Origin of the sequence: Desulfitobacterium sp. LBE, assembly GCF_007830365.1 — a bacterium.
GTDB lineage: Bacteria > Bacillota > Desulfitobacteriia > Desulfitobacteriales > Desulfitobacteriaceae > Desulfitobacterium > Desulfitobacterium hafniense.
Genome location: NZ_VLKD01000001.1, coordinates 5255545 through 5272732 on the forward strand (window position 1 = coordinate 5255545; position 17188 = coordinate 5272732).

General features: G+C 48.6%; 15 protein-coding genes. 14 read left to right on the forward strand and 1 reads right to left on the reverse strand.

Features of this window, described 5'->3' with window-relative positions; translation table 11 throughout:
* The first annotated feature begins 40 nt into the window (after nucleotides 1-40).
* The 10 genes from DESLBE_RS24885 (at nucleotide 41) to DESLBE_RS24930 (ending at nucleotide 11748) form a co-directional block, all read left to right on the forward strand.
* The gene (locus tag DESLBE_RS24885) at nucleotides 41-1000 is read left to right on the forward strand and encodes a polysaccharide deacetylase family protein (protein WP_015944691.1); all 960 of its coding nucleotides are present in this window, start codon (nucleotides 41-43) and stop codon (nucleotides 998-1000) included.
* 264 nt (nucleotides 1001-1264) lie between these two features.
* A complete protein-coding gene (locus DESLBE_RS26745) occupies nucleotides 1265-1402 on the forward strand; it encodes a hypothetical protein (protein WP_005810761.1) in 138 nt (45 codons plus the stop codon).
* Between the two features lie 467 nt (nucleotides 1403-1869).
* Entirely contained in the window at nucleotides 1870-2301 is a 432-nt protein-coding gene (locus DESLBE_RS24895) for a hypothetical protein (protein ID WP_242660008.1), read from the forward strand.
* 186 nt (nucleotides 2302-2487) lie between these two features.
* Nucleotides 2488-4893: a single-stranded-DNA-specific exonuclease RecJ gene (gene recJ, locus DESLBE_RS24900; protein WP_144678464.1), complete on the forward strand. Its 2406-nt coding sequence runs from the start codon at nucleotides 2488-2490 to the stop codon at nucleotides 4891-4893.
* A gap of 14 nt (nucleotides 4894-4907) precedes the next feature.
* Nucleotides 4908-5438 (forward strand): adenine phosphoribosyltransferase, encoded by a 531-nt coding sequence (locus tag DESLBE_RS24905; protein WP_005810770.1) that lies wholly within the window; start codon nucleotides 4908-4910, stop codon nucleotides 5436-5438.
* A gap of 27 nt (nucleotides 5439-5465) precedes the next feature.
* Nucleotides 5466-7646, forward strand: coding sequence for a bifunctional (p)ppGpp synthetase/guanosine-3',5'-bis(diphosphate) 3'-pyrophosphohydrolase (locus DESLBE_RS24910; RefSeq protein ID WP_005810772.1), 2181 nt, complete (start codon nucleotides 5466-5468; stop codon nucleotides 7644-7646).
* Between the two features lie 2 nt (nucleotides 7647-7648).
* Nucleotides 7649-8098 carry a D-aminoacyl-tRNA deacylase gene (dtd, locus tag DESLBE_RS24915; protein ID WP_018211096.1) on the forward strand — a complete coding sequence of 150 codons (450 nt, stop codon included), beginning with the start codon at nucleotides 7649-7651 and terminating at the stop codon, nucleotides 8096-8098.
* 39 nt (nucleotides 8099-8137) lie between these two features.
* Nucleotides 8138-8755: an MBL fold metallo-hydrolase gene (locus DESLBE_RS24920; protein ID WP_035213796.1), complete on the forward strand. Its 618-nt coding sequence runs from the start codon at nucleotides 8138-8140 to the stop codon at nucleotides 8753-8755.
* The gene (locus DESLBE_RS24925) at nucleotides 8752-10308 is read left to right on the forward strand and encodes a coproporphyrinogen III oxidase (RefSeq protein ID WP_144678465.1); all 1557 of its coding nucleotides are present in this window, start codon (nucleotides 8752-8754) and stop codon (nucleotides 10306-10308) included. Before DESLBE_RS24920 ends, DESLBE_RS24925 begins: the two co-directional genes overlap by 4 nt.
* 114 nt (nucleotides 10309-10422) lie before the next feature.
* Nucleotides 10423-11748, forward strand: a complete 1326-nt coding sequence (locus DESLBE_RS24930) for a UDP-glucose/GDP-mannose dehydrogenase family protein (RefSeq protein WP_144678466.1) — start codon at nucleotides 10423-10425, stop codon at nucleotides 11746-11748.
* A gap of 125 nt (nucleotides 11749-11873) precedes the next feature.
* Here DESLBE_RS24930 and DESLBE_RS24935 read toward each other — a convergent pair whose 3' ends face one another.
* Complete coding sequence (locus DESLBE_RS24935) at nucleotides 11874-13037, reverse strand: glycosyltransferase family 1 protein (protein WP_144678467.1); 1164 nt, start codon at nucleotides 13035-13037, stop codon at nucleotides 11874-11876.
* A 730-nt stretch (nucleotides 13038-13767) separates the two neighbouring features.
* On the opposite strand from DESLBE_RS24935, the gene DESLBE_RS24940 reads away from it, so the two are divergent.
* The 4 genes from DESLBE_RS24940 (at nucleotide 13768) to DESLBE_RS24955 (ending at nucleotide 17152) form a co-directional block, all read left to right on the forward strand.
* Nucleotides 13768-14241 (forward strand): ribonuclease H-like YkuK family protein, encoded by a 474-nt coding sequence (locus DESLBE_RS24940; protein ID WP_015944685.1) that lies wholly within the window; start codon nucleotides 13768-13770, stop codon nucleotides 14239-14241.
* A gap of 66 nt (nucleotides 14242-14307) precedes the next feature.
* Nucleotides 14308-15633 (forward strand): PhoH family protein, encoded by a 1326-nt coding sequence (locus tag DESLBE_RS24945; RefSeq protein ID WP_144678468.1) that lies wholly within the window; start codon nucleotides 14308-14310, stop codon nucleotides 15631-15633.
* A gap of 110 nt (nucleotides 15634-15743) precedes the next feature.
* Nucleotides 15744-16325, forward strand: a complete 582-nt coding sequence (locus DESLBE_RS24950; RefSeq protein WP_005810789.1) for a zinc dependent phospholipase C family protein — start codon at nucleotides 15744-15746, stop codon at nucleotides 16323-16325.
* Between the two features lie 311 nt (nucleotides 16326-16636).
* A complete protein-coding gene (locus DESLBE_RS24955) occupies nucleotides 16637-17152 on the forward strand; it encodes a phosphatase PAP2 family protein (RefSeq protein ID WP_018211102.1) in 516 nt (171 codons plus the stop codon).
* Nucleotides 17153-17188: the final 36 nt, after the last annotated feature.

Sequence of the window (17188 nt, forward strand, 5' to 3'; positions counted from 1 at the left end):
GAGCGGCATCTAGTTTATAATGCTCAGAGGAGTTGGGGATATGAATCATGTGAAGAGCAAATATATCTATTTATTCTTTGTTATTACTGTTCTAACCACTCTGGTCATCCTTGGCTGTTCGTCAAGGCCCAATGAAGCGCCAGTACCGCAAAAACCTACTATCAATGAGGAAATTCAAAACCAAGAACCAAGGGAAGAACAAGAACCCATCGAAAAGGAGAGCGATAAGGATGTGAGCCCTCCTGAAGCCGATAATCCATTAGAGTCAGGAAATGACCCTTTAGAATCTTTGGAGCCTACACAGCCTTTACCGCCTGCATCGCTTTCACCAGCCTTAAAATCGCCTATCCCTATACTCTATTATCATTCCATCGACTATGAAGAGGGCAATGAGCTGAGAGTACCTCCTGAGGAATTTGAAGCTCATATGGAGCACCTTTCCCAAAACGGCTATGAGAGCGTTACCCTGGATGATCTCTATCAGTATTTTTATGCAGGGAAGGACCTTCCGGAAAAGGCTTTTGTCTTGACCTTTGATGATGGTTACGAAGATAATTATATTCACGCTTTTCCTATTGCGGAGAAGTATGGATACAGCGGAACGGTTTTTGTAGTGACAGAATGGATTGGGGGAAAAGGATATTTAAACCGGCAACAATTGCTGGAAATGAACCAGGCCGGTTGGCAGATTGAAAGTCATACTGTGACCCATCCTTATTTGGATAGTATTTCTACAGAACAAATCAAAGAGGAGCTCCTCACTTCCAAAGAGGTTCTGGAAGAGTTGCTTGGTAAGCCGAAAGTCGCTTTTGCTTATCCCTATGGAGTCTATGACTCTTCCATTATTGAATTATGCCGGGAAACAGGATATAAAATGGGGCTGACCATAGACAGAGGGTGGGCCGGACCAGAGGATCCCTTTCGAATGAAGCGCGTCTATTGCTATGCTCAGATGGGCCTTGATGAGTTTAGGAGAAGGGTTGAAAATGCCAACTATTAAGTTTAAATAATAACTCAAAGAACGATGGGAAATTTTACAAAATAATATGACGGACATCTCACATATTTGGAGAGCGGACATATCTTGTAATGTAACCAGATATTACCAACTCGAAAGGGGGATAAGAATATGGCATTCGGAGCAGGTGGAGCTTGCGGACCTAACTATTTACAAGGAATCGCGGTGGTTGTAGTAATCATTCTCTTATTGATCGCAATGGGTATCGTATTCTAAAGATTTTATGAATTTAAAGGAGGGTACTTTATGTACGGTTTAGGATATGGAGCAGGTTTTGGCGGCGGCGCTGGCTTTTGCGGCGGCGGCGGAAACTGGGGTGTTGGCGCAGGCATCATTGCTATTGCCATCTTGATTCTTATCGCTTTGGGCGTAATCTTCAACTAATAAAACCAGATCTGCACAGTGAGCCTCCTCATTCGAGGGGGCTTTTTCGCACTTTGCGGCCGATGAGCGGCGCGGGCGTGGGATATGCTGAGCATGCAAGAAAAGCCGTGGAGATATCCAGCGGCCTTTCTTGATAGTACTTATAATGAAGCTTATAAGAAGAACAAGAAATAAGAAGCACTAAGAAGGCTGAGCCCTGGAGCGGTTTACCACCACCAGCGACGCCGCCAACCAAACCAACCAAACCAGGGGAACCCGAAACCAAAGCCCCACCAGGGGAAACCCCACCAACCCCACATAGTCCAATTCCTCCCTTAAAAAGATTTGTTAGTGTCAATACAAGATATGCATAAATGGTGTAATATGCCAATTGTCCAGGAATATATTTCCTGTCAGGTTTATTTACCATAATACGGGAGATACTAATTCAAAATGCTGATTAGAAAGGGGGGCGGGCCTTGGCCTTTGTGGTTCTGATCTTATTGGAATGGTTGCTCTTGCTGGCGGCCGCATCGGTGTTCATAGGTGGAATCCGGGGGGCCTTGGTTGCAGCACTCATCTTAAGCGGAATAGTTTGGTATACACATCCGGATAATTTTTGGTCGCTGGAAGTCCCCTTTTTAATCGGGGCATTAATAGGCATAGGTGTGCTTTGGTATTTTGTAAAAAAAGCGGGGCAAAGCAGTATCGTGGCAGGTTTAGCCGGAGGGATAGCCAGTCTGGTTATCTTTGGCGCTTTTTTCACCCCTCTTTTGGCAGTAATCGTTTGGGCTTTAGTTGTAGGTACAGGGTTAATTCCTAAGATTAAGCTGAAAGAAGTGGCGTGGGGAGTTTCGCCGATGCTCTGGCGTGCGTTGCTGGGGATATTGTGTATTGTCATAGGCAATTTGATGATTTGAAAATGCGATATTTTTTTCTTGTCATTATTAATCAATTTTGTTATTCTGAAATAAGTTAATGTCAAAATTCTTTGGACTGACAGCGGCTCGGATGGAGGACTTCACTGAGAAGTCCTTTTTATATTAATAATAAATATCCACAAAAGTGGCAGGGATAAGCTATAATATTGCCTATGGAGGTGGAGCATGACCAAAAGAATATGGACAAAACCACAACCCCTTCCTGGGTTTAAAGATAGTAGAAGCCCGCTCCCCCAACGGTTAGGGATTACTCCGGTAGTGGCAGACATTCTCAGGCAGCGGGGCATCGAGGCAGAGGAGGAAATCATGGAATTTCTCAGACCTTCTTTGCTTAATTTAAATTCTCCGTTTGCCTTTCGAGAAATGGCTAGGGCTATTGAGCGTTTAGAGCTGGCACGGGCTCAAGAAGAAAAAATCCTTATCTACGGCGATTATGACGTTGATGGGGTAACCAGCACGGCTTTGCTCTATAAAGTATTGACAGATTTGGGGTTTAAGGCGGTCGCCTATATTCCCAGCAGGATGGACGAAGGCTATGGCTTACATAAGGATGCTATAACAAAAGCTTTGCAAGCCAATGTGAAGGTGATGATCACTGTGGATTGTGGCATTACCGCCGTGGAGGAAGTGGAGTATGCTCGGTCTCAGGGGATAGATATTATCCTTACCGACCATCATGAGCCGCCGGATAGTCTGCCTCAAGCTTATGCCATTCTGAATCCCAAGGTTAAGGATTCAGGATATCCTTTTCGGGACTTAGCCGGAGTAGGAGTAGCGTTTAAGCTGGCTCAGGCCTTGTTGGAGAGGTTAGAAGAGGGAAAATCAGGTGCTTATGCGGTCCTGGAAATCTTAGATTTAGCAGCTTTAGGTACCATTGCTGATCTTGTCCCCTTAACCCATGAGAACCGTACCATTGTGGCCTATGGCTTACGCCAGATGGAGAATACCATTCATTTGGGACTGCGTACTCTTCTTGAGGAGTGCGGTCTGTGGGGAAAACCGCTTAAAGCCGGGCAAATCGCCTTTATGGTGGCGCCGCGCATTAATGCTGCAGGCCGCATGGATAGTGCCCGGGCCGGATTGGAGCTGTTGCTCACAGGTCACGAAGAACGGGCTGTTGAGTTAGCACGGTTTTTGAGCCGGGAGAATACCTTGCGCCAGGACACCGAAAAGGAAATCTTTGCTGAAGCGGTGGAGATTTTGGAGAAAAACCCTATGCCACGGGTGATTGTTTTATCAGGAAAGAACTGGCATCATGGGGTCATCGGCATCGTGGCCTCCCGCTTGGTGGAGCGCTACTATCGCCCGGTTTTCCTTATTGCTGAGGAAGAGGAGATTGGGAAAGGGTCCGCCAGAGGGATTGGGGGCTATCATGTATTGGATGAGCTCAAGGCTCAAGCAGAGTTGTTGGAGAAATTCGGCGGACATAGCCAGGCCGCCGGCTTCTCGTTAAAACTGGAAACTATCCCCCTGCTTCGGGAGGCTTTGAATCAGGCGGCCTTACACCTTCCTGAGGAGATGTTCTATGAACGGATTCGTGTGGACCAATGCGTCCCTTTGGAAGTTCTTGATGCCTCTTTGCTGCATGATTTGGAACATCTGGCCCCTTTTGGATTTGGCAACCCCAGCCCGGTGCTGGCCGGAAGGGATTATCCCCTCTATATGGCCGACACGGTGGGCAAAGACCATGCTCATTTAAAGTGTATGTTCGGACCCCAAGGGGAATGGGAAGGAATAGCCTTTCGCAAAGGGGAAGAGTTAGCCAATATTTTGGGTTCGGCAACGGTGGATGTTGCTTTTGGTTTGGATTGGAATACCTTTCGTGGCGCCCAGAGTATTCAGCTGATGATCAAAGATATTCAGCCCCAAGCCTCATGGCAGGAGGAGCATGACCGATTCCTGGCCGGGCAGGAGATTGCCTTGGGTCAGGAGGAAACGGCTGCAAGTGGCCTATATCCTCAAGAACTGGAAATTATGGATTGGCGAAGCAAAAATCGGGAAGAATGGAGCAAAACCCTGGAAAGCCGGGGGGACTCCGTTGCTCTTTGGGATTTTACCGGGATAAGCCCTCAAGGGCCAGACGCAGATCACCGGGCACCATGGGCTGTAGTCATAGGGGTTCCTCCATCGTGGCAAAGGGTTGCGGATATGATCAGGCAGGTCCGGAACAGCGGTGGACAAAGAGTGATTCTGGCTGAGAGTCAGATTGATCCACTGGTTTTGAAGGAGCGAACGGGTTATTTATCCCGGGAAGATCTTGTCCAAATGTACAGAGTATTATATGATTTGGCTATTAAGAATAATCCGTTTATTTGGGTGGCAGAGGAAATTCCCCTGTGGCAAGCACGAGCGGGATTAAAGATCTTTGAAGAACTGAATTTGTTCCGCTGTCTGCGCCATAAATCCGATACCATCCATATCGAGTGGATCCCAGCCCGGAAGAAGCTGGATCTGGAGGGGGCGCTGCGTTTCCGAGGAGCTAAAAGCCGCTGGGAGGAAGCCATGGTTTTTAAAGAAGAATATTGTACGATGCCTTGGCCGGAGTTCCAGAAAAAGCTGGGCCAGTACTAAAAAAGAAGGAAGCAATGAAAGGTGTGAAGGCATTGGATTTTGATAAGTACATACGCGTTATTGACGATTTCCCCAAACCCGGTATTTCCTTCAAGGATATTACTACCCTGTTAAAGGATGGAGAAGCTTATCGGGCAGCGGTTGATGCCATCGTTGAGCGGGTCAGGGAATCTCAACCGGATCTGATTGTGGGACCGGAAGCCCGCGGCTTTTTGCTGGGAGCTCCGGTAGCTTATGCCTTGGGCATTGGCTTTGTTCCGGTGCGTAAACCGGGCAAACTTCCGGGTAAAACAGTGAGCGAAACCTATGAACTTGAATATGGTAGTGATACGTTAGAAGTTCACGCTGATGCCATTCAACCGGGACAACGGATCGCGATTGTCGATGATTTGCTGGCGACCGGCGGCACGACTTCCGCCACAGCCCGTTTAATTGAAAAGACCGGCGCCCAGGTGGCAGGAATGAGTTTTTTGATTGAATTGGGCTTTCTGGAAGGCCGTAAGAGACTGGAAGGGTATGAGGTATTTTCTTTAATTAAGTATTAAAAGCGGTCACAAGAGAGGAGCAGGGTAATGACGATAAGCGAGCTCATGGAAAAATTGCATAAAGCGTCTCCAGAAGGGATCAAGCTTGTGGAGAAAGCTTATTCCTTTGCTGAAGAAGCTCACCGTGGGCAGCTTCGCAATTCAGGAGAAGAATATATTCAGCATCCTCTGGAAGTGGCCAAGATCCTCTTGGAACTGGAAATGGATGAGGCTACCATTGCGGCGGCTTTCCTCCATGATGTGGTGGAAGATACCCATTACACCAACGAAGATATAGAAAGAGAGTTTGGCTCTCAAGTAGCTATCCTGGTCGATGGTGTCACGAAGCTGGGGCGAATCGAGTACAAGAGCAAGGAAGAGCTTCAGGTTGAAAACCTGCGCAAGATGTTCCTGGCTATGGCTAAGGATATTCGGGTGATTTTAATCAAGCTGGCGGATCGTCTCCACAATATGCGGACGCTGAAATTTCATTCTGAAAAAAAACAAAAGGAAATCGCTCTGGAAACCCTGGAGATTTTCGCTCCTTTGGCCAACCGGCTGGGTATTTTCCGGATTAAATGGGAGCTGGAGGATTTATCTTTCCGCTACTTAAAACCTCAAGAGTATTATGACTTATCGGAAGGAATCGCTTTAAAACGGGCAGAACGGGAAGTACAGATCAATGAAGTCATCAGCCAGTTATCCAAGCGCCTGGCCGAAGTAGGCATCAAAGCGGATATATCAGGCCGCCCCAAGCATTTTTACAGTATCTACCGGAAAATGATCAATCAGCACAGAGAACTCAGCGAAATCTACGATTTAACAGCGGTCCGGGTGATCGTGGATTCTGTGAATGATTGTTATGGTGCCCTGGGAATCATTCATACGATGTGGAAGCCTTTGCCCGGCCGGTTTAAGGACTATATCGCCATGCCCAAGCCTAATATGTATCAGTCTTTGCATACCACGTTGGTGGGAGCCCATGGGGAACCTTTTGAGATCCAGATTCGTACCTGGGAAATGCATCGTACTGCGGAATACGGTATTGCCGCCCATTGGAAGTATAAAGAAGGTGCCGGCAAACCCGTCGGCGGTAATTTTGAGCAGAAGCTGTCCTGGCTGCGGCAGATGTTGGAGTGGCAGCATGATTCCCCGGATGCCGGGGAATTCATGGAATCACTCAAAATAGACCTGTTTGCCGATACGGTTTTTGTCTTTACGCCCAAGGGAGATGTGGTGGAGCTGCCGGCGGGCTCCTGTCCGGTTGACTTTGCCTACCGGGTTCATACGGATGTAGGGCACCGCTGTGTAGGGGCTAAGATTAACAGCCGCATTGTCCCGCTGGAAACCAAATTGGCCAATGGGGATATTGTGGAGATTCTGACTTCCAAGCAGAGCAATGGACCCAGCCGGGATTGGCTGTCTTTCGTAAAAACATCTCAGGCGAAAAACAGAATTCGTGGGTGGTTTAAGAAGGAAAAGCGGGAAGAAAATATTGTCCGCGGCCGGGAGGGAATCGAGCGGGAGGTGCGGAAGCTTGGCCTGGATCCAGCTCAAGTGCTTAAATCCGATCTTCTCTTAAAAATCGGTAAATCTTATAATATAACTAATGTGGAAGATCTCTATGCCGCCATGGGAGACGGCGCCGTTACCGTGAATAAGGTTCTGGTGCGCTTAAAGGAAGATTTGACCAAGGATGAACGGGAACGGCTTCAGTTGGAGGCCCTGCAGCAGGGAGAAGGTAAGCCTTCCAGTGGCTATGGGAAGGCGAGCCAAGGGGTAAGGGTCAAGGGTGTGGACAATATTCTTGTGCGCTTTTCCCGTTGTTGTAATCCTTTGCCCGGAGATGATATTGTTGGTTATATTACCCGGGGCAGGGGGGTCTCCATCCATCGCCGGGAGTGTGATAATGTCAAAGCTCATTCTCAGGAGGAGCAAGCCCGGATGGTGGAAGTGATTTGGGATACGGAAGTAGAATCCATTTATCCGGTGGATTTGGAGATTTTCGCTTTAGACCGGCCGCGGCTGGTTACCGATGTGATGAATGTGGTGATGGAGACCCGCACGAATATCTTGGGGATCAATGCCCGGGTGGCCAAAGATAAGAATACCCATATTCAACTGAGTATTGAGATTCGCAATTTGGGACATTTGTATAATGTGATGCAGAAAATCCGGCGGGTTAAAGATGTCACATCTGTGGAACGGGTACATTTAGGAGGGCGTTAAGTTTGCGCAGTGTTGTTCAGAGAGTGACCCAGGCCTCCGTTACTGTGGAGGGAGAGGTCGTTGGCCGGATTGGAGCCGGATTGTTGGTGCTTTTCGGAGTGGGCCGGGGAGATACAGAAGCGGATCTGAACTGGATGGTGGATAAAATTGCCGGACTTCGGCTTTTTGAAGATGGAGAAGGGAAGATGAATCGCTCGGTTCAGGATGTCGGGGGCGAAATCCTCATGGTCTCTCAATTCACCCTTTATGGAGATTGCCGCAAAGGCAAACGCCCCAGCTTTTCCACGGCAGCACCTCCCGAGACGGCTGGAGAGCTTTTCCAGCAGGCCGTGGCAAAAATGCGGGGCTATGGGCTTCATGTGGAAACAGGGGTTTTTCAGGCTGAGATGCAGGTAGCCCTGGTCAATGATGGACCGGTGACCTTGCTTATCGATAGTGAGAAGAATTTCTAAGTTCAATGAGAAAGCATAGATTAGGATGGAGGGATGGACATGATTGAGTGTCGCGCGGTAGGAGCTATGGGGGCTAACTGTTATCTGGTGAGCTGCCCTGAGACCAAGAAGGCAGCCCTTATCGATCCGGGAGCCAATGGGTCCGGAATTCAGGAATGGGTGGATGAGAAAGGGGTTCAGGTGGAATATATTCTGCTTACTCATGGGCACTTTGATCATATCGGTGCGGTGGATAAATTGCGTGAACTTTATCAGGCCAAGGTAGGGATTCATAAAGAAGATGCCGTGATGCTGACCAGCGGTGCCCATAACCTTTCCCGAATGCTGGGAAGATCCTATGAGTTTAAGCCGGCGGATTTTCTGCTGGAAGATGGTCAGGTACTGCAGGTGGGGAATCTGAATCTTACCGTGATCGCTACACCTGGGCACACCCTGGGTGGGGTCTGCTTCCTGACTTCTGAAGGGTTGCTCAGCGGCGATACTCTGTTCGACGGTTCCATTGGACGAACGGATTTTCCCGGCGGGTCTTATGATGAATTGATTAAATCCGTGGTGAAGAAACTGCTTGTGCTGCCGGAGGACACTAAGGTGTACCCTGGTCATGGACCGGAGACCACGATCGGGAGGGAAAAGCGGGAAAACCCGTTTTTGCAATGAAAATAGTTTTAAGAAGCCATACTTTATCCCGCTCCGAACTGGAAGCGGGTCTTTCCTTAAGCCGGGCCTTTTTCCCTGAGGCACAGATCGAAGTTGAGGACTTAAGCGGAGAAAATAATGCCGCCGGCTGCGGGGTGGGGATTATTCACATTGATATTCATTATCCCGATACTCCCTGGCAGATTGAAGGGAATTTTAGGGGTTTTAGCTGCGGGACCAAGTTAGGGTCTGGCAAAAGCTCGGTTATTCTCAATGAGGAGCAAATAAAATTTATTTTGTCCCATCCTTATGCAGGAAAAGAAGATAAGCGGAAGTTGTTGCTGAAGAGGGGGCTTTTCGCTCTCCTTGTCCAGGTGGCAGGGCACACTCCCCCCTGGGGAATCTTAACGGGAATTCGCCCCAGTAAAATTCTTCATCGCTTAAAAGAGGCAGGATACTCTTCTGGAGAGAGAGCGGCATCACTGGGGGAAGTGTATGCTATTCGTGAGGATAAGTCACAATTGCTTCAGGAAGTGGTGGACATTCAACAGCCCTTTCTGGAAGATATGAAAAGCCATCCCCAGGATGTAGCTGTATACATAGGGATACCCTTTTGCCCTACCCGCTGCTCCTATTGCTCCTTCCCTGCCTATTCGTTAAAGCAGGGCAGAGAGCCTCTGGAGCATTATCTGCAGGGGTTAGGGGAAGAAATCAGGACGGCAGGAGCATGGATGAAGGCTGGAGGACTCACAGCCGACTCCCTTTATCTGGGCGGAGGAACTCCCACTATACTCACGATTCGGGAGATGGAGCGCCTGATCGCTTTAATGATGACTCATATTCCCCATAGAGAGGCTGGGGAATTTACAGTAGAGGCCGGGCGGCCCGATACCTTGTCTGAAGGGAAACTTTTGGCTCTCCGTGCCAGCGGTGTCAATCGGTTGAGCGTCAATCCTCAAACCATGCATAATCGAACTCTGCAACGGATCGGTCGTGCCCATACTGTGGAAGATATAATTAAAGCCTATGAACTTGCCCGTGAGATTCCGGGCTGGGTGATCAATATGGACTTGATTATGGGGCTGCCTGGAGAAGGGGCTAAGGATATCCAGGAGACTTTAGAGAGGATCAGGGCCCTGGAACCTGATAACCTTACCGTCCATGCCTTAGCTATTAAACGAGGCTCTAAAGAGCATGAGCAGGGCTCAACACAAAATCTGGGCAAGGAGTTGGAGGGGATGCAGGAAGCCGTCATGGCCGCTGTCCGCTCTATGGGGATGGAGCCCTATTATCTCTACCGTCAAAAGCATATCGCCGGCAATCTGGAGAACATCGGCTTTGCCAGGCCCGGCTTGGCATGCCGTTATAATATTGGGATCATGGAAGAGCGCCAAACGGTTATCGGCCTGGGAGCAGGGGCTTCCAGCAAAATCGTTGATCCCAGGGATTTTTCCCTGGTCAGTTTTCATCATCCTGCTAACTGGCAGGTTTACCTGAAGCGATGGCGGGAGACTCAAAGGAAGAGAGAGGAAGCAGAAAAATCTTTGGCTAAACATTTACCTCCGCTTTACTAAGTCATTCATGGGCTATAATCAAGCATTTACATTCCGACGCTATAATCAAAACAAGACTATGACTAATGGCTTGTTCTGAGTCATCGGCCAGGATGAAGTGAAGGAGGCTTGATTATGAAGATTTGTGTCGTCGGCGCAGGATATGTGGGCTTGGTCTCAGCCGCGATTCTGGCTGACTGGCAGCATGATGTGGTATGCGTTGATCACAATGAACAAAAAATTGAGGACCTTTTGGCTGGTAAGCTGCCGATCTTTGAGCCGGGGCTTCAGGAATTGGTGGAACTTAATAGGCGCAGGCAATATCTGCGCTTTACTGCAGAAATGGCGGAGGCACTGAGGGGATGTGAGATGATCATCGTCGCCGTGGGAACTCCCCCTGCCGAAAACGGACATCCTAATCTGGAAGACTTTTGGGCGGTAGTCAAAAGTTTCAGGGAGAATGTGGGCAATAATGTGATCGTCATGATCAAAAGCACTGTGCCGGTGGGAACCAGTGAGGCGGTTTCCCTGTATTTAAATGAAAAGGTCAGTTATAAATTTTCCGTAGTCTCTGCACCGGAATTCTTGCGTCAGGGAACAGCCGTCCATGACTTTCTTCATCCCGACCGTCTGGTTGTGGGCTGTATGTCACCGGAAATCAGGGAGCAAATGAAGGAACTGTTTCAGCCCTTGGACTGTCCTAAAGTTTTCACCGACTGGCATAGTGCGGAGATGATTAAATATGCCTCCAACAGTTTTTTGGCCTTAAAAATTTCTTATATCAATACTATTGCTAATTTATGTGAAGCTTTGGGAGGCAATATTCAGGATGTGGCCGCAGCGGTCGGTCTGGACCACCGCATTGGTCAGGCTTACCTGAAGCCGGGAGTGGGCTTCGGGGGTTCCTGTCTGGCTAAAGATACCCAGGGGCTGATCGCTCAGGGTGAGGTTCACGGTGTTAATGTCTGGATGTTCAAGGATGTGCTGGAGGTCAACTATGAGCAGCGGGTACACATTGTTCAGCGGCTGACTGAGGTGCTGGGCAACCTGAAGGGCAGAAAAATCGCCATCCTGGGTCTGGCCTTCAAAGCCAATACGGATGATCTCAGGGACGCTCCTTCGGTAACGATTATTGCCCAGATTATCAAACTGGGAGGACTGGTCAAAGTCTATGATCCCGTTGTGGATAGTTCGAGCTTGCCTAATATCATTTCTGTAAGTACTGCGGACAATCCCTATGCAGCATGTCAGGGTGCCGATGCCGTAGTTGTGCTGACGGAATGGGAGGAATTCCTGGATCTTGATCTGAAGCGTCTGCAAAAGAGCATGAATGCCCCTGTATTTATTGACGGGCGTTATCTCTTTGAACGGAAAAGATTGCTGGAGGCAGGCTTTTTCCTTCCCGAGCGGCCCTCTTTCAATGAGTGGCCTGTCGTGCAAAGCATGATTTCAGCCCGTTAAACTCGAAAAATCTGACCACTCGGGGTGGGAGCTGCTCATATATTTAATCTGCCGTATGGTAAAAGCGTGTTGCGGATACTCACTATGTAATCCCAACACGCTTTTATGCGCAATTAAACAACTCCCTAGGCTGTCTGAACCGTATCACTGTATTTATCCAGTACAAATCTGTAATCCCCGAGCAGCCGGTCAAAAATAGTGTTCCAGGACTGAGACGATGCATGGGCGAGAGCATTAGCGGCAAGTGCTTCTCTGAGTTCGTCCTGATCAGCCAGCCTGATCATCGCCTCCGCCAGACTTGCTTCATCCCGGGGGGCACACAGCAAGCCGTTCTGCCCGTCAACAACATTATCGGTAACGCCGCCGCTTCTGACCGTAATTACCGGCAGACGGGAGGCCATGGCTTCCAGAACCACATTGCCGAAGGTCTCCGTACTTGAAGGAAAGACAAAGGCATCACAGGAAGCGTAAAGGGAGGACAGTTCCGCTCCCTGGAGGTAGCCGGTAAAAAGGACATTCCCGTCGGACTGCTCACGCATATCCTGGGCATAGGGTCCGTCCCCGGCGATGATGAAGCGGATTTTCTCCTGGTGGGTTTGGTTCACCTGCTTAATGCTTTGGGTCAGGATATCGAGGTCTTTCTCCGGGGCAAGGCGGCCTACGTAGAGGAAGAGCAGTTGTTGGGGCCGGCTGATGAAGCGGCGGCGAATCTCTTCACGGCGATGATGCGGGCTGAATCTGACAGAGTCCACTCCTCTGGCCCACAGGGCCAGATTTTCGATTCCTTTGGCGGCAAGAACCTGCATGGTTGTTTGGGAAGGACAGAAATTCATCGCACAGGAATTATGGAACCACTGGAACAAAGCCCAGACCATTCCCTCCAGGTATTCCATTTTATAATAGCTGAGATAGGCATCGAAGTTGGTATGGAAAGAGGAGACCACGGGAATCCGGCGTTCCTTAGCATAGCGCAGGCCGGCAAGCCCGATGCCCAAGGGGTCGGTCAGGTGAATGAGGTCAGGGCGAAAACGGTCGGCAATTCCCGCAAGCTTGGTATAATTAGGCAAGGAAAGGCGGCACTCCGGGTAGAAAGGCAGGGTCACGCTTTTAAAACGGGCCACGGGGGAGGGGCAAAGACAGGTGAGACCGGAAGGCTCCTTTTCATATTGGGGAGCAAAAAAGAGGTGTTCTATTTGCCGGTTTTTCAGATAATCCCCTAACCTGCCCAGAGTATTGGTAACGCCATTGATTTGCGGCAGGTAGGTATCTGTAAAATAAGCGATTCGCAAAACCTTCCCTCCTCATAGTCCTTTTATGAAAAGTATAAAATATAAGTGCAAAAGGAGTTTTATGTATTTGTAAACTGGAGTTGAAATTTGCCCGCAAGACTATGAGTTTTAGCAGATTTTACTTAGGCTTAACCGAATCGGGCTTTTAGTTTATGATTAGTGAGCTATTTTAAGATTGACTAAGTCTCCGGGTGGCACCGGACTTTGATGGGCCGGCTCTCCGGCCGTTTTTTTATGGGCTTCAATCTGTTTAAGGAAGCAAAAAACACCTGTTGGACAGTGGAGCCCGGAGAAAAATTTTTTCTTTTTATTTACTTATGTTTAATAATGAATTAACATTAATAGTGTAATATTCTTTTATCGCCAAGGAATCACAGAAACCGGACATAGACGGTGAATTGGCAGGGGAGGGGTATTTATGTTTCATGACAGGAAAGAGAGCAGGTACAGAGATTTAAGGCGGGCGTCTGGAGAAAGATGTTCAGAGGGCCGGGCCCCCATGTCCTGGTATCGGTATCATTATTATAAGAGTGAAAGCGGGTCTCCTGACGGCAGTTAGGACTCGCTTTCATTTTTTATACTTTCAGAAAGTATAGCTTCGCTGCCTGCTTTCTTCCAGCATAAGTGCAACCAACGACTTCGCCGTTTTGAAGGCGTGACTAAAAGGAACGGCGAAGCCGGGTTTTCTATATAGGGCAACACGCAGATCAAGTCGGTGAGGAGGGCGATTATGTACAGCATCACTTACGGAGAGGTGACCTTCGAGGAAATGTATCAGCTGATCAGAAATTACACGGCTCACGGCAGCAAAATCCAATACAAGCTTGCCGTTGGGACAGACAGTCAAAATTTCTCCTATACCAAAGTCCCGATCACCATCGGGGTGCACAAGTTCATCAACGATGTGGGCCGGGGCGGGATTTTCTTCTCGGAGATCAGAAAGGTCAGGAAAATCACCAACACCAAACAGAAGATCCTCTTTGAGACCGGTCTGAGTTTGGAGTATGCTCAAAAGCTCCAGGAACGCTTTGAGAAGGATAACATCTACTGCCCTATTGCCGTCCATGTGGATGTAGGCTACAACGGCCCTACCGCCCAGTTCATGGATGAAGTGGTGGGCTGGGTCAAGTCCTGCGGCTTTCTCTGCGAGGTTAAGCCCAACTCCTATATGGCTTCCAGTGTGGCCAACAGGCTCTCTAAATAAAACAGAGTCTAACAACTCCATATTAAATCCTGACATCAAAATTGGTAAGGCGGGAGGAAGGATAATATGAAGAAAGTATTTGTACTGGATACCAGCGTTTTGCTCCATGACCCCAAGGCAATGTTCTGCTTTGAAGACAACGAGGTGGTTATCCCCTATGCCGTTCTGGAAGAGTTGGAGCATAAAAAAAGATTGCTGGACGATGTTGGGCGCCTGGCCCGTCAGGTCATCCGTTATTTGGATCAATTGCGCGAAGGGGGACAGCTTGCCCAGGGAGTTGCTCTGCCGGGGAGAGGAAGACTGAGAATTGAGCTGAACCATTCTTCAGGAACGATTCTGCCCCTTCTTTCCGATCTTTCTCTGCCGGATAACCGGATTCTCGCCGTGACCCTTAATCTGGCCAATGAAGATGAACGCCCGGTTATTCTGGTTACGAAGGACATCACGATGCGTGTCAAGGCGGATGCCCTGTCCGTCCAGACCGAGGATTTTTATAATGATAAAATGAACCTTACCCCCTTGGATGAAGAGGTTATGGTCATAAATCTTAAGGATGACGAAGCGGCCGAGCTTTATGAAAAAGGCTCACTGCCCCTGGCGGACAAGAAAGTGCCCAATAGCTGCGTTAAAGGAGTTCTCACCGATCAGATGGAGATTCCGCTCTTGGTCGCCAAGGACGGAACCAAACTGGTCAATATCTATAAGCGCAACGGTAGTTCCTGGGGCATTTTTCCCAAAAACATCGAACAGATCTGGGCGCTGCATATGCTCAACGATCCGGAAATCAAGCTGGTCAATCTGATGGGACCGGCCGGTACAGGCAAGACCTTGCTTGCTTTAGCCAGCGCTCTGGAACAGACCCTTCATCAGGAACTCTATACACGGATTCTCTGCGCCCGGCCCATCGTTCCCTTGGGCAAGGATATCGGCTATCTTCCCGGTCTGAAAGAAGATAAAGTGCGTCCCTATATGCAGCCCATCTATGACAACCTTGAATTTTTACTGCGTCCCAAAATGAGCAGGCAGCGGGATAAAAACGATGATTTCATAGTAGACAGTGCCATTGACATGCTCAGGAAAAAAGACCAGTTGGAGATCGAGGTTCTCACTTATATTCGGGGACGCAGCATCGCCAACCAGCTGATCATTATCGATGAGGCACAGAATCTGAATGCTCATGAACTGAAAACCATCATTACCCGGGCTGGAGAAGGAACTAAAATCGTGCTCTGCGGCGATCCGGATCAAATCGATCACCCCTATCTGGATAAGGAAAGCAATGGTTTGGCTTATGTGGCTTCCCGCCTGAAAGGCCAGGCTTTCTATGGTCAGGTTGTTTTAGTTAAAGGGGAACGCAGTGAACTGGCCACCCGGACGGCTGAACTGTTGTAACGGCTTGAATTTTAATAAAACTTTTATCTGAACTTTACAAAGTACTCCCCTTATCTTAATAATCCTCAGGTAAGCTAGGATTAGAAAATAGAGATAGTGCTGGGGGTAATATGTGGATACGAACCCATTATTTCATGGCTAAGTCAATTCATAGTTATATCAAGGAAAAGTATAAGGTATCGTTGCAGCTTGACCAGCTACAGTATGGCAGCATCAAACCTGACCTGCTGCCCAAATATTGGGAAGGATCTCATTATTATGAGAGCTGTTCGGGAACCTGGCTTGCGGAGGTAGCCCAGCTGCTGGGGGAGCAAAAGAAACGCTCTATCCGCAATTTCAGCGATAAACTGGGAGTAATCCTCCATTTCACGGCCGATTTTTTCTGCAGCGCCCACAACCTGCCCAACCTGAGGGAAAACATGTGGGAACATCTGCTCTACGAACTAAAGCTGGATGTGGCCTTCCGTCACTTTGAATCCTTCCGCGGAATTCAGTGCTTAAATTATGACGACCCCTACGACCTGCTCACCTGCTGCCGCCAAGATTATCTCTCCGGTCAACCGAGCCTGGAAAGAGACATTCATTATATCTATGCCGCATCCCTGAGCATTACCGACCTGCTTGTTACTCAGGCGCTGCTTCCTGTAGCCAAGCCCCTGATGCTGATCAAAAACCTGCCGGAGAGCTCCTGATTTTTCGGGAGCTTTTTTTTGCAACCACTCATTGGCAACCATAAAAAAATAACCGCTTCAGGCAAGCGGCCGCAAGGACGAGAGCGGATTCGCTCCCATCTATAGTAAAAGTAGGAAGAAGAATGTAGAAGAATGCTGTCATTAAAAGATTAACATGGAAGTATTAACTGCCAATGAATGTTATGTAAGATTAAGGTTAAATAATGCTTTGTTCATCGGACTCAGAAAGATTTTACGGAAGCTTTAGAATGGGTCCGTGCTCAATTTACAAAAGAACGATAAAATAAATGACGAGCATGGGAGGGATAATAGTGTATAAAGTCACTGAACGATTGCGCGGGGGAGAGCTTTTCACTTTCTATTGGATTAATCATGTGCTGCGTTCCTCTTTTGGTGATTGGCTGATGCCCAGGATCACTCACGCGGGAGGAGTCACCGCCAGTGTTTTGTGTTCATTGTTCCTGCTTTTGAGCAAAACGCCCTTTTGGCATCAGACCGGTGTTCATTTGGCGTCCAGCCTGCTTATAAGTCATCTGCTGGTGAATATTCTCAAGCGCTTTGTTCGCCGGCGCCGTCCCTATCAGGTCCTGGAGGGAGTATTGACTGGAATCAAGCCCCTCAAAGATGCCTCCTTTCCCTCCGGACATTCCACCGCCATCTTCTGTATGGCCACTGTGCTGGCCTTGGCAGTTCCGTCCTTATTGATTTTTTTCTATGGCTTCGCCTCAGTTGTTGCCTTCTCCAGAGTTTATCTGGGCATGCATTATCCGTCGGACATTATGATCGGTGCAAGTTTGGGGACGATAACGGCGCTGTTGATGGGGTAGAAGTTGTTTGGTTTCAGATGGATGTATCAGAATTAT

Coding starts and splice junctions, on each gene's coding strand:
- DESLBE_RS24945 (WP_144678468.1), top strand. CDS start 14,308: ATGAAGAAAGTATTTGTACTGGATACCAGCGTTTTGCTCCATGACCCC.
- recJ (WP_144678464.1), top strand. CDS start 2,488: ATGACCAAAAGAATATGGACAAAACCACAACCCCTTCCTGGGTTTAAA.
- DESLBE_RS24950 (WP_005810789.1), top strand. CDS start 15,744: ATGTGGATACGAACCCATTATTTCATGGCTAAGTCAATTCATAGTTAT.
- DESLBE_RS24920 (WP_035213796.1), top strand. CDS start 8,138: ATGATTGAGTGTCGCGCGGTAGGAGCTATGGGGGCTAACTGTTATCTG.
- DESLBE_RS24885 (WP_015944691.1), top strand. CDS start 41: ATGAATCATGTGAAGAGCAAATATATCTATTTATTCTTTGTTATTACT.
- DESLBE_RS24925 (WP_144678465.1), top strand. CDS start 8,752: ATGAAAATAGTTTTAAGAAGCCATACTTTATCCCGCTCCGAACTGGAA.
- DESLBE_RS24905 (WP_005810770.1), top strand. CDS start 4,908: ATGAAAGGTGTGAAGGCATTGGATTTTGATAAGTACATACGCGTTATT.
- DESLBE_RS24930 (WP_144678466.1), top strand. CDS start 10,423: ATGAAGATTTGTGTCGTCGGCGCAGGATATGTGGGCTTGGTCTCAGCC.
- DESLBE_RS24940 (WP_015944685.1), top strand. CDS start 13,768: ATGTACAGCATCACTTACGGAGAGGTGACCTTCGAGGAAATGTATCAG.
- DESLBE_RS24910 (WP_005810772.1), top strand. CDS start 5,466: ATGACGATAAGCGAGCTCATGGAAAAATTGCATAAAGCGTCTCCAGAA.
- DESLBE_RS26745 (WP_005810761.1), top strand. CDS start 1,265: ATGTACGGTTTAGGATATGGAGCAGGTTTTGGCGGCGGCGCTGGCTTT.